Annotated in this window: 13 protein-coding genes and 1 pseudogene; 11 read left to right on the forward strand and 3 right to left on the reverse strand. The window is 64.5% G+C overall.

Annotated features, from left to right (window positions below; all coding sequences use genetic code 11):
* The first annotated feature begins 78 nt into the window (after positions 1–78).
* From hisE to ACVIIW_RS12915, 6 genes are all read left to right on the forward strand, one after another.
* Positions 79–483, forward strand: a complete 405-nt coding sequence (gene hisE / locus ACVIIW_RS12890; protein ID WP_456701091.1) for a phosphoribosyl-ATP diphosphatase — start codon at positions 79–81, stop codon at positions 481–483.
* Between the two features lie 34 nt (positions 484–517).
* A complete protein-coding gene (locus ACVIIW_RS12895; RefSeq protein WP_456701092.1) occupies positions 518–1,120 on the forward strand; it encodes a YqaA family protein in 603 nt (200 codons plus the stop codon).
* 55 nt (positions 1,121–1,175) lie between these two features.
* Complete coding sequence (locus ACVIIW_RS12900) at positions 1,176–1,712, forward strand: hypothetical protein (protein WP_456701093.1); 537 nt, start codon at positions 1,176–1,178, stop codon at positions 1,710–1,712.
* A gap of 29 nt (positions 1,713–1,741) precedes the next feature.
* Positions 1,742–3,142, forward strand: coding sequence for an aspartate ammonia-lyase (locus ACVIIW_RS12905; RefSeq protein ID WP_456701094.1), 1,401 nt, complete (start codon positions 1,742–1,744; stop codon positions 3,140–3,142).
* Between the two features lie 274 nt (positions 3,143–3,416).
* Positions 3,417–4,385, forward strand: a complete 969-nt coding sequence (locus tag ACVIIW_RS12910) for an NAD(P)H-dependent flavin oxidoreductase (RefSeq protein ID WP_456701095.1) — start codon at positions 3,417–3,419, stop codon at positions 4,383–4,385.
* An 11-nt stretch (positions 4,386–4,396) separates the two neighbouring features.
* A complete protein-coding gene (locus tag ACVIIW_RS12915; RefSeq protein WP_456701096.1) occupies positions 4,397–5,170 on the forward strand; it encodes a thioesterase family protein in 774 nt (257 codons plus the stop codon).
* Between the two features lie 28 nt (positions 5,171–5,198).
* Here ACVIIW_RS12915 and ACVIIW_RS12920 read toward each other — a convergent pair whose 3' ends face one another.
* A complete protein-coding gene (locus tag ACVIIW_RS12920) occupies positions 5,199–5,972 on the reverse strand; it encodes an AraC family transcriptional regulator (RefSeq protein WP_456701097.1) in 774 nt (257 codons plus the stop codon).
* Positions 5,973–6,069: 97 nt separating this feature from the next.
* Between ACVIIW_RS12920 and ACVIIW_RS12925 the strand changes: the two genes are divergently transcribed.
* Complete coding sequence (locus ACVIIW_RS12925; protein WP_456701098.1) at positions 6,070–6,990, forward strand: DMT family transporter; 921 nt, start codon at positions 6,070–6,072, stop codon at positions 6,988–6,990.
* 353 nt (positions 6,991–7,343) lie between these two features.
* Here the strand turns inward: ACVIIW_RS12925 and ACVIIW_RS12930 are convergent.
* Positions 7,344–8,567 (reverse strand): annotated as a pseudogene (locus ACVIIW_RS12930) (AMP-binding protein); the annotation flags it as partial.
* A 110-nt stretch (positions 8,568–8,677) separates the two neighbouring features.
* On the opposite strand from ACVIIW_RS12930, the gene ACVIIW_RS12935 reads away from it, so the two are divergent.
* The 4 genes from ACVIIW_RS12935 (at position 8,678) to ACVIIW_RS12950 (ending at position 11,632) form a co-directional block, all read left to right on the forward strand.
* A complete protein-coding gene (locus ACVIIW_RS12935) occupies positions 8,678–9,643 on the forward strand; it encodes an NAD(P)H-dependent flavin oxidoreductase (RefSeq protein ID WP_456701099.1) in 966 nt (321 codons plus the stop codon).
* A gap of 123 nt (positions 9,644–9,766) precedes the next feature.
* Positions 9,767–10,015 carry a hypothetical protein gene (locus ACVIIW_RS12940; RefSeq protein WP_092226984.1) on the forward strand — a complete coding sequence of 83 codons (249 nt, stop codon included), beginning with the start codon at positions 9,767–9,769 and terminating at the stop codon, positions 10,013–10,015.
* Positions 10,016–10,148: 133 nt separating this feature from the next.
* Positions 10,149–10,910: a hypothetical protein gene (locus ACVIIW_RS12945; protein ID WP_456701100.1), complete on the forward strand. Its 762-nt coding sequence runs from the start codon at positions 10,149–10,151 to the stop codon at positions 10,908–10,910.
* An 86-nt stretch (positions 10,911–10,996) separates the two neighbouring features.
* Entirely contained in the window at positions 10,997–11,632 is a 636-nt protein-coding gene (locus tag ACVIIW_RS12950) for a hypothetical protein (RefSeq protein WP_456701101.1), read from the forward strand.
* A 94-nt stretch (positions 11,633–11,726) separates the two neighbouring features.
* On the opposite strand, the gene ACVIIW_RS12955 is transcribed toward ACVIIW_RS12950, so the two are convergent.
* Positions 11,727–11,960, reverse strand: a complete 234-nt coding sequence (locus tag ACVIIW_RS12955) for a hypothetical protein (protein ID WP_456701102.1) — start codon at positions 11,958–11,960, stop codon at positions 11,727–11,729.
* Positions 11,961–12,018 lie beyond the last annotated feature (58 nt).

Genomic DNA, 12,018 nt, shown 5'->3' on the forward strand with positions numbered 1-12,018 from the left:
GCGCGCTCGCGCCGGCCTTTTTGCCTTTATTGTCAAGCGTTAACGCGTCGACCATTTGTTTAGAGTAATTTTGCGTCCATGAGTGATTCGCTTGAGCGGCTATATCTGGCTGTGCTCGCGGCCAGGGACCTTGATCCGGCAATCTCGCGTACCGCGCGGCTGTTTCAGCGCGGCCCCTCCAAAATGGCGAAGAAGCTGGCCGAAGAGGCCATCGAGGTCGTGATCGATGCGGTCAACGGCGACACCGAAGCGGTGATCCGGGAAAGCGCCGACCTGCTCTACAATCTCACCGTGCTCTGGGCTTCCGCCGGCGTCCGTCCCGAAGATGTCTGGCGTGAAATGTCGCGACGGGAAGACATGCTCGGCATTGCCGAAAAGCTGCCGAAATCGTCGATGAAGCTGCCCAAGGTCGCGTCACCCCCTACCTCGGCCCGGCGTCCAATCGTCGCGATCGAGGGCCGTTCGGCACGGAAACGGCACTAAATCATCACAAACTCACGATGGACAAATCCGTCACATGGTGCTTGATCGCGGCGCCATGCTGAAACGTATCTACGATTGGTGCATCGACGCCGCCCACAAGCCCTATGCGCTCTGGATCATGGGTGCCGTGGCTTTCGCCGAAAGCTCGTTCTTTCCCGTTCCCCCGGATGTGATGCTGATCCCGATGTCACTGGCGCGCCCGCAGCGTGCCTGGGTCTATGCGGCGATCTGCACGGCGACGTCGGTGTTGGGCGGCCTGCTGGGCTATGCCATCGGCGCGCTCCTGTTCGACTCGGTCGGCCACTGGCTGATCCAGGTCTACGGCCTCGGCGACAAGGTCGATGCTTTTCGTGCCTCCTACGCCCAGTGGGGCGCGGTCATCATCCTGCTCAAGGGACTGACGCCGATCCCCTATAAGCTCGTCACCATCACCTCGGGCTTTGCCGGCTACAATCTCGTCCTTTTCATCCTGTGCTCGGTCGTCGCGCGCGGCGGACGCTTCTTCATCGTGGCGATCCTGCTCAACCGCTATGGCGACTGGATCCGCGAGCGGATCGAGAAGCATCTCGGCCTGTGGGTCGCGCTCGGCGCTGCCGTGCTGGTGCTTGGCTTCGTGGTGGCGATCAAGCTGATCTAGGATTTGAATCGGCGGCGGCTTTGCCGCTGGGCCGGCTTCGGCTACGCTTGCCTGCATGATGGTTCGATCCGGCAATCCGGTGGTGCGGCTCGGGACGCTGAAATCAGCAGTGCTGCTGTTGCTTGCTGTCGGTGGGGCCGGATGGGCGCAATCCGCGCCGCCGTCGCTCGGCTTGCAGGAGCAGGGACCGCTGGCCGCGCCGCCGTCCTCGACGCCGGCTCCCTCGGCCCCGCCCGCGCGGGAGGAAAACCCCGGCCTGTTCAACGAAATGGGCAAGCTGTTCGACAAGCTGCCATCGATCCTGCCGCCCACCAAAAGCCCCGGCGAGACCATCAACGATCTGTCTCGCCTGGCACGGCCGGCCACCATGGTGTCGGGCCGCGCGGCCTGTCCGGTTTCGTCCAATGGCGCGCCCGACTGCAAGCCCGCCGCCGACCAGCTCTGCCAGAGCAAGGGCTACAGGGAAGGCAAGAGTCTGAACACCGACGCTGCCGAGAAGTGCTCGGCCAAAGTTCTCATTCCGGGCAGGCAACGCAAACCGGATGATTGCCGCACCGATACCGTCGTCACCAGCGCGCTGTGCCAGAACTAGGGACGTCGCGCGAGCAGCAAGGAGCGCCCATGAGCCGCACGGAGCAGGACTTCCTCGGACAACGTGAGATCGCCGACGACATCTACTACGGCGTCCAGACCATCCGGGGTAAGGAGAACTTCCACATCACCGGCATTCCGATGAACCAGGAGCCTTACTTCGTGAAGGCGCTCGGTTACGTGAAGAAGGCCGCTGCGATGGCCAACCGCGACCTGGGCGCGATCGACGCCAAGGTCGCCGATGCCATCATCCTCGGCTGCGACCGCGTCATCGCCGGCGACATGATGGACCAGTTCGTCACTGATTTTATCCAGGGCGGCGCCGGCACCTCGACCAACATGAATGCCAACGAGGTGATCGCCAATCTCGCGCTGGAATCACTCGGCTTCGTCAAGGGCGACTACCAGCACGTCAGCCCGAACGACCACGTCAATTACGGCCAGTCGACCAACGACACCTATCCGACCGCGTTTCGGCTGGCGCTGATCCTGCGGCTCGAGAGCTACATGACGGCGCTGCGCCAGCTTCAGGAGGCGTTCTTCGCCAAGGGCCGCGAATTCGATCGCGTGCTGAAGATGGGGCGCACGCATTTGCAGGATGCGGTGCCGATGTCGCTCGGCGCCGAGTTCAGGGGATGGGGCACCACGATCGGCGAGGAGGTCGACCGCATCTCGGAAGCGCGCGCGCTGCTGCGCGAGATCAATCTCGGCGCCACCGCGATCGGCACCTCTGTCACTGCCGCGGTCGGCTATCCCAAGCTCGCAGTCCGGCACCTGAGCGCGCTGACCGGGGTCGACTTCATTCTCGCCGGCGATCTCGTGGAAGCGACGTCGGACACCGGCGCCTATGTGCAGCTCTCCGGCGTGCTGAAGCGCACCGCGAGCAAGCTGACGAAAATCTGCAACGATATCCGCCTGCTGGCCTCCGGTCCGCGTGCCGGCTTCAACGAGATCAATTTGCCACAGCTCCAGCCGGGCTCCTCGATCATGCCGGGCAAGGTCAATCCCGTCATCCCCGAGGTCGTCAACCAGACGAGCTTCCTCGTCATCGGCCTCGACACCACGGTGACGCTGGCGGCGAGTGCCGGCCAGCTCCAGCTCAACGTGATGGAGCCGGTGATCTCGTTCGCGCTGTTCTTCTCGATCCGTACCATGGAGCGCGCGGTCAACAGCCTGCGCGAGAATTGCGTCGTCGGCATCACCGCCAACGAGGAGCACACCCGCAACATGGTGCTGAACTCGCTCGGTATCGTCACCGTGCTGAAGCCGCTGCTCGGCTACAAGCAATGCGCCGAGATCGCACGCGAGGGCTACAAGAGCGGCAAGTCGCTGCACCAGATCGTGGTGATCGAACGCAAGCTGCTGACGCAGGAGAAATGGGACGAGATGTTCTCGTTCGAGCGCCTGATCAATCCGGATTTGACCGGGTAGGCTCGCGCCATCCGCAAGTCTCTCCTCGTCCCCGCGAGGAGTCCTTGCGACGAAGCAATCCAGACTGTCTCTATGGAAAGACACTGGATTGCTTCGCTTCGCTCACAATGACGGAGAAGGCGGATAGACTGCACGCGGTCGGAATTCCGCGCGTTGGAATTGTGGTAAGGGCGTCCGCCGCGGCGTCGCAACGCAATGCTTGACAGTGGAAAGATTGCCTTGTTGGTATGGCCCCCAACCTTCAATGCGTCCGCCAGCAAAGGATCGTTCCACCATGTCCATGCCTGCTCTGTTCAAGGGGCGCCTGTCGATCCCGGTGATCGGTTCGCCGCTCTTCATCATCTCGGTGCCCGATCTCGTGATCGCGCAGTGCAAGGCGGGCGTGGTCGGCTCGTTTCCGTCGCTGAACGCGCGCCCGCCGGAGCTGCTCGACGAATGGTTGGCGCGGATTACCGAAGAGCTCGCGGCCTATGACCGCGCCCACCCCGACAAGCCATCGGCGCCGTTCGCGGTCAACCAGATCGTGCACAAGTCGAACAACCGGCTCGACCACGACATGCAGCTTTGCGCCAAGTACAAGGTGCCGATGATCATCTCCTCGCTCGGCGCGCGCGAGGAGCTGAACCAGGCCGTTCACCGCTGGGGCGGCATCGTCTTCCACGACGTGATCAACCAGAAGTTCGCCCGCAAGGCGATCGAGAAGGGCGCCGATGGCCTGATCCTGGTCGCGGCCGGCGCCGGCGGTCACGCCGGCACCATCTCGCCGCTCGCTTTCGTCGCCGAAACCCGCAAATGGTTCGACGGCCCGATCGCGCTGTCGGGCGCCATCGGCAACGGCAAGGCGATCCGCGCCGCGCGCATCCTCGGTGCCGACTTCGCCTATATCGGCTCGGCCTTCATCGCGACCAAGGAAGCCAACGCGGTCGAGAAGTACAAGGAGATGATCGCGGGCTCGACGGCCGACGACATTGTCTATTCCAACCTCTTCACCGGCGTGCACGGCAATTATCTGAAACCTTCGATCCTCGCAGCCGGCATGGATCCGGAGAACCTGCCGACATCGGATCCATCGAAGATGAACTTCGGTACCGATGCATCAGGCGAACGCCCCAAGCCGAAGGCCTGGAAAGAGATCTGGGGCTCGGGCCAGGGCATCGGCAGCGTCGACGGCATCGTCCCCGCCGCCGATCTGATCGCGCGCTTCAAGAAGGAATATGAGGAAGCGATCGATCCGCCGTTGTGATCGGTCTCGCAATGAGCGCCATCTACAGCGTCGACGGCAACAACGTCGTCACCAGCCCCAATGCCGCAGGGCCATGGGATCGGCGCATGCAGCACGGCTCGGCGCCATCTGCGCTGGCGGCATGGGCGGCGGAGCGCATTCCGACGCCCGTGCCGATGAACATCGCGCGTGTCAGCATCGACCTGATGCGCCCGGTGCCGGTCGGGCCGCTCACGATCGAGACGGACATCTTGCGCGAGGGCCGCAAGATCCAGCTCTGCGGGATCAAGCTGCTCGCCGGCGGCGTGCAGGTCGTTGGCGCCACCGTGCTCAAGATCAAGCAACAGTCTCAGCCGCTGCCTGATGACGTCAGGGATCCGCCGGTCGCGCTGCCGCCGCCCGAGGATTCGCTGGTCGAGGACGGGCACGGCGCGACCAGTCCGTTCGCGGGCATGGTCTCCATGCGCGCGGCGCGCGGCCGCTTCGGCCAGGCCGGCGCCGGCGCGATCTGGTTTCGGCTGGACCATCCGCTGGTTGAAGGTGAGGCGGTCTCGCAGGCCGTGCGCGCCGTGGTCGCCGCCGATTTCTCCAACGGCACCGCCTCGACGCTCGACTTCGGCGCCTGGACCTATATCAACGCCGACCTCACCGTGAGCCTTGCGCGCCAGCCGGTCGGCGATTGGATTTTGCTCGACGGTGAATCCTGGATCGGCCCTGACGGTGCAGGGCTCGCGATGTCACGCTTGGCTGATCGGCAGGGCTATTTCGGCCGCGCGATTCAGAGCCTTGTGATCGAGAAGCGGTGAAGGCACTGGTCAGGGGGCAGGCGGCGCCTCACCGGTAAAACATCGACGGCGGCACCCCGAAGTGCCGGCGGAACATTGCCGCAAATGCACTCTGGCTCGCGTAGCCGCAATCGAAGGCGACGTCGATGATCTTCTCGCCGGAGGCCAGTCGGCGCAGCGCGCGCAGCAGCCGCGCCTGCTGTCGCCATTGCGCGAAGCTCATGCCGGTCTGTTTCGCGAACAGGCGATGCACTGTCTTGGCGGTGACGCCGACGCGATCCGCCCATTGTTCGGCGGTTGAACCGTCGGACGGATCGTCGGCGATTGCCACGCAGATCGCACGAAGCCTGGCGTCATCGGGAAAGGGCAGATGCAGCGGCAGTGCGTCCGAGACGCGCAACTCGTCGAGCAGCAGCCGCATCAGGCGGCCGTCGCGGCCAGTCTCGTCGTAGTCGATCGGAATGCGCGTGGCCGCGATGATCAGCTCCCGCAGCAGCGGCGATACCGCGAGTACGCAGTTCTTTTCCGGCAGATGCGGTGATGCCTGCGATTCGACGAACACCGTCCGGATCCGCACCTGCCCCGACATGATCGTCTCGTGGTCCAGACCAGGCGCAAGCCAGACCGCCCGGTTCGGCGGTACGATCCACGTGCCCGCGGCCGAACGCACCACCATGACGCCTTCGATCGCGTAGAGCAGCTGCGCGGTCGGATGCGCGTGCACGCCGGTGGAGGCGCCATCCGGATAATCCGCTTCCATCCCCACCAGGGGGCGATGGGTCGCGTGGAAGGCAAGATGGCGCGAGGTTAGTTCGTCCAGCATGTCTCAATCTCGACAGTCACGGTCAGTCTAGAGCGATACGGACGCTCGCGGAAGCGCTACGCCCGGCTTCACCATTTCGAGCTCAACGGTTGAAACCATGGCCACCAAGCCCGCTTTCCTCTATCCGTTCTTCGCCATCGTGCTGTGGGCAGGAAACGTCATCGTCTCACGGTTGTCCGCCCACGCCATCGGCCCCGAGGCGATCACGTTCTATCGCCTCCTGCTCGCGGTCGGATTGATGAGCCTGTTCGTCGGGCGGCCTGCTTGGTGCAACCGCGCGGCCATCTGGCCGCATCTTGGCCAGTTCGCCGTCCTCGGCTTTCTGGCGATGTGCCTGTTCCAGAGCCTGTCATATCTCGCAGCCGAGACCAGCACCGCGACCAACATGGCGGTGTTCACCGCGCTGACGCCGCTGCTCACGGTGCTGCTGAGCGCGCTATTGCTGCGCGAGACGCCGACTGTGGGCCTCGTCGGGGGCGGCGTGCTGTCGCTCGCCGGCCTCGTTTATCTCGTCAGCGGCGGCGATCCGGCCGCGTTGCTGCGCAACGGCGTGCATCCGGGCGATCCCCTGATGTTCCTCGCCGCGCTGGTCTATGCGCTCTATGGCGTTCTGCTGAAGCGCTGGGATCTGCCCGTGGTTGGTTGGCAATCGACCTACATGCAGGCGCTGTGCGCGCTGGCCATCATGTTTCCGGCCTTTCTCGCCACGCCGGCGCCGATGCGCGCTCTCAATGCCGAGACGTTGCCGCTGATCGCCTATGCCGGCGGGCTTGCCTCGATCGTGCTGCCGTTCCTGTGGGTCCGCGGCGTGCAGATCCTGGGTCCCAATCGTTGTGCGATTTTCATGAATCTGCTGCCGGTGCTCACCGCGTTGGGTGCCATTCTGCTGCTCGGCGAACCCGTCCGCGCCTCCGATGTGATCGGTGGTGGTGTTGCGCTTGCCGGCGTCGGCTGCGCTGCGCTGTTTCGTCGGCCGCTATGGATGTCGAAGCCCGTGATGGGAGCGCCCGGCAATTAACCGGCAGGCTTCCGCCGCCGCGGAAGGGATGCCTAGCATCCTGCCAGTTCATAATCCGTAGAAGATCTTGATCTCCCACAGCACCACGATGATAGCCGTGATCAACGTGACCGCGGCGACTGCACTTTCCAGGGAAGCGACTCTCATGTCCCACTCCGCTTCCCCAGCCCCAGAAGCGATGTAGTTGATTCCCTGATTTGCCGGCAATCGGGCGGGCGCACGGACGCGCACTCCGTCGCGCATTGTGGTGCCGGCGCCACAACGACACCGTAATATCCCGGGTGAAAACGCTGATTGTTTCGGAGGGTTCGCGCGATGCGTGTGGTCCGAACCCGGTGCTGCAATCAGGGAGATTACCCGACCATCCGGCCCCGGCCGCTCCAAAAGCCGGCGCGCAGCACCTTCTTGTCGATCTTGCCCACACCGGTCATCGGCAGCTGCTTGACGAACTGGATCTGCTTTGGTGCATGCGCGGAGCCCTTTCGCGTCCGCACCATATTGATCAGCTCGTCCGGATCGGGCTTCGTACCCTCGCGCGGCACGACGATGGCCGTGACGGCCTCGCCCCATTTCTCGTCGGGGATTCCGACCACCGCGACCATCGCGACATCTGCATGTTGCGACAGCACGTCCTCGACCTCGCGTGGAAAGATGTTGAAGCCGCCGGTGACGATCATGTCCTTCTTGCGGTCGAGGATGAACATGTAGCCGCGTTCGTCCTGGCGCGCGATGTCACCGGTATGGACCCAGCCGTTCTTCAACGTTTCGGCGGTTATCTCCGGCCGCCTCCAGTATTTCGCCATGACATGCGGCGCGCGCACGCAGATCTCGCCGGGGTCGCCCGCCTTCACCTCCTGGTCGTCGTCGTCGAGAATCCTGACCTCGCAGGCCGCGATCGGGAAACCGCAGGACAGGAACAGCTCTGGCGTCTTGGCGTCGTGATCCCGTTTGCGCAGCACCGAGACCGGATAGCACTCGGTCTGGCCATAGAGCTGCGAGAACACCGGGCCGATGCGCTCTATGCCTTCCACCAACCGGCTCGGCGACATCGCAGAGGCGCCGTAAAGCACGAGATCGAGCGAGGAGAGATCGGTCTTGCCGAGCGCGGGATGGTCGAGCAGCACATAAATCATGGTCGGCACGAACAGCGTGAAATTGATCCGCTCGCGGGCGATCGTCGCCAGCACGGCTTCGGGATCGAAACCCCCGAGCATGTGCACGCTGCCGCCGCGCATCAGTGTCGGCAGCACCTTTGTGCCTGCGACGTGGCTGATCGGCGCGACCGTGAGATAGCGCGGGGCGTCGGGGATTTCGAAGTCGGCGAGGATCGCGCCGGCAGCGCCGGCATTCTCGCGGTGATAGCGCAGCGCCCCCTTGGACTTGCCCGTGGTGCCGCCGGTGTAGTTCAGCGTGGAGAGATCGTCGAGACCAGCGAGGCACCGCGCGCCGGCATGTCCCGCGCTCTCGGTCGCGGCCAGCAGATCGACGCCGTAATCGGCCGGCCCCCTCGTGAAGACAGCCTTGAGCAGCGTCGCCTGCGCGGCGAGCTCGCCAGCGCCCGTAGCGTCTGCGCACAAGCCGAGGACGATGCGTAGAGCGGATCGGACATATGTTTCCTCGTTGCTTTGTCATCGGCTTCTCGCGTGCCAATGTTGTCGAGGACTCTAGCAGAGAGAGGGAGGTCTGGGTGGCATCCGATCGACTGCAACATGTTCGCGATCGTCTGAGCTTGCCGCTGATCGCGGCGCCGATGTTTCTGGTGTCAGGCGTCGAGCTCATGGTCGCGGCTTGCCGCAACGGCGTGATCGGCAGTTTTCCCACCGTGAATTGCCGCAGTACGGAACGGCTTGATGCGTGGCTCACCGAGATCGCAACGCGGTTGCGGCAGCACGAGGATCAGACCGGCTGCAGGGCCGCGCCGCTCTGCCCGAATTTGATCGTGCATCGCTCCAATGCACGGCTGGAGCAGGATCTTGCCGTGCTGCTCAATCACCGGCCCGAAATCGTCATCACGTCGGTCGGCTCGCCCGCGCCGGTGTTGCAGCCGCTGCATGATGCGGGCGCGCTGGTGCTGGCGGATGTTGCTTCCATCCGCCATGCCGAACGCGCGGCGGCGGCAGGCGCCGACGGGCTTGTGCTGCTTACCGCCGGCGCTGGTGGGCAGACCGGCTGGCTCAATCCGTTTGCCTTCGTCCGCGCGGTGCGCGCGTTCTACGACGGCATCATCGTGCTCGCCGGCGGCATCAGCGACGGCCGCGCGCTGCATGCGGCCGAAGTGCTCGGTTGCGATCTCGGCTACATGGGCACCAAATTCATCGCGACGCACGAGAGCATGGCGGACGAGCGCCACAAGCAGATGCTGGTCGACAGCACCGCCGACGACATCCTGCTCACCACCGCGTTCACGGGCCTGCAGACCAGCATGCTGACCCCGTCGATCGTGGCGGCCGGGCTTGATCCTGACGATCTGCCGGCACGCGGTGCCATCGACATCGGCAAGGACATCGACGTCGGTGCGCGTGAGAACCGGCCGCAGCGTTGGCGCGACATCTGGAGCGGCGGGCATTCGACTTCAGGCGTCGCCGGCGTGATGGCGGTCGACGAACTCGTGGCGCGGACGGTCACGGAGTACCGCGAGGCTCGCGAGCGGTAATCTTCTGCGCCCTGGTTCGGTTAATCTCGCATGGCTCCGCAAGCCGGCGCTTAACGGGAGATTAACCAACCCTCGCCAAGAATCCCCAACAGGGCCGCCAATCAGGACCGAGAGGGACAGGCGATGGATTTCGATTTTCTCAACAGCAAGACCTCGGCAACGCTGGACGAAATCCGCGTCCGCGTCGCCCATGCGCTGGCCCGCCACCCGCTGTGCCGCAATGTCCGCTTCGACATCGTCAGCGTCCCCCGGACCCGCCGGGGCGGCAATTGGACGGTGACGTTGCAGTCCGTCGAGCCGCGCGCCGTCTGGGAGGCCTCCGAGATCGTCGCCGACATCCAGGATGCCTATGATCTGGCGCTAGCTGCCTGATCTTACTTGGTATTCTGGATTCGTCGCCGCAGGCAGGGTGATTGTCGCCGCAAAGGCACACTCAAGCCTTAATTCGTTCCCTTTTGCTGGGCATCTCTAACAACAACGTGAAGCGGCCCTTCCGGAGAGACGTTTGTCCAGAGCCATCACCATCACCGTGCTGACCTGCTTGCTGGTCCTCGGTGCAGCCACCACCGCCATTCTAGGCCGTGACAGCGTGCCGAGCGCCGGTGCCGAGATGATCACGCAGGCACAGCCGCCGAAGCAGATCACCGCCAACCGCGCCGCCAAGGCGGACCGGCTGGTTCCGACACTGGCGCTGGCCTCGGCCGCGATCGAGCCCGTTCAGGTGCCGGCCGACAAGCTGTCCCAGGCGCCCGTTCTGACCGAGCCGCTGCGCCAGGCCTTTGCCGCGTCCACGCCCGCCGATTTCCCCATGCCCAAAGCTGTCGAGTCAACGGCTGTTGAGCCTAAGGCCGGCAACACCAAGGTGGCCTCGTTGGAGGCGCCTGTTGCTGCCGAGGTCACCGTCGCGCTCCACGACGCCCCGGCCAAGCCGAAGGTCGCCGCCAGGCCGCAGCCGCAAAAGACCTATTCGCTGCTCTCTGACGTGCAGATCGCCGGCATCAGGGATCGCCTGAAATTGTCGTCGTCGCAGGAATATTACTGGCCCTCGGTCGAGAGCGCGCTGCGCAACGTCGTCCGCAAGATCTCCGCGAACAAGCTCTCCAATCCGAACGGGCCGAACGTGCAGATCGATCCGAACTGCGACGAGGTCCAGCAATTGAAGTCGGCCGCTATGCCGCTGTTGTTCCAGTTGCGTGACGACCAGAAGGAAGAAGTGCGCAAGCTCGCCCGCGTCATCGGACTCGAGAAGGTCGCCGAGCAGATCTGACAGGACATTCCCTCACGGGGAACCTGTTCCATCAGGAACATCCGACAATCGTCGGGCGTTGCCCGCTCCGAAGAGGGAGTGGACCTATGCGCGCCTTGACAGCGTATTTCGTCGGCGCCGGATCGATCATTGCCGCCATCGCCATTGGTCTCGGCGGCGGCATCGTTGCCGGCAACATCATGCATCCGATCGCGCCCAAGCAGGGACCCGACACAGCCAAGGCGGCGCAACGCGCCGAAGCCGCCACGCCGGTGACGACGAATGCGCCATCGGAGCGTGTGCAATATCTCACGGGATCACAGTCGTTCGGCGCGATGATCGCCGCGCCGGCTCAGGCACAAGGCGAAGCGAAACCCGATGCCGGAACTAGTCAGGCCAGCGCTGAGCCGCCCAAGCCAACGCCTTCACCATCTCCGCAAGCAACGAAACCCGCCGAGCAGCAGGCCTCCACAGAGCCGGCATCTCCTCCCGACAATGCCTATGCGAAGGCCAGCAATTCCGACGTGAAGCGCGCCGCATCCGAACGACGGCGGGCGGAACGGCACGAGCGCTGGGCGCGCCACCGTTACGAGCAACGAGATGCCCGCGGCATGCGCGATCAGACCAATTGGGATGATGTGGCACGCAACGTCCGCGAGGATTCCAACGCGCGCGACTACGCCAGCCGGCCGCGCGGCGGCTTCCCGCAAATCCGGCTCTTTGGTCTCGATGACGACGACTAAAGGGAGACGGGATTGAGTTGGAGTCGCCGTCGCGCGTTCCGTGGCAGCCCGTTCCTCGAACGCTGCGCGCGCCCTGTCGCGTGATGTGTCGCGGCTAAAGCGTCTCCACCCGTGGCGGCGGATATCGCCGCACCAGCACCGACAGCGGCAGGCGCCGCTCGTCCGCCGGCAGCTCCAGCCAGGCCAGCACCAGCGGCCGCTTCCAGTCACCGAGGCCGAAATCCATGTCGATCCATTTCTGCGGCTCGGGCCCGTCGAGCCCGCGGACCCAGACGAAATAGCGGGGCAGGTCGTCGGCCTCCGTGTCGGTCGTGCGTCTTCCGGCCATCACATGCTCACTGCATCGACATGCGTTCGCCGCAGGATATAGGTATTGCCGTGGCGAA

This window comes from Bradyrhizobium sp. USDA 4449, assembly GCF_054056275.1.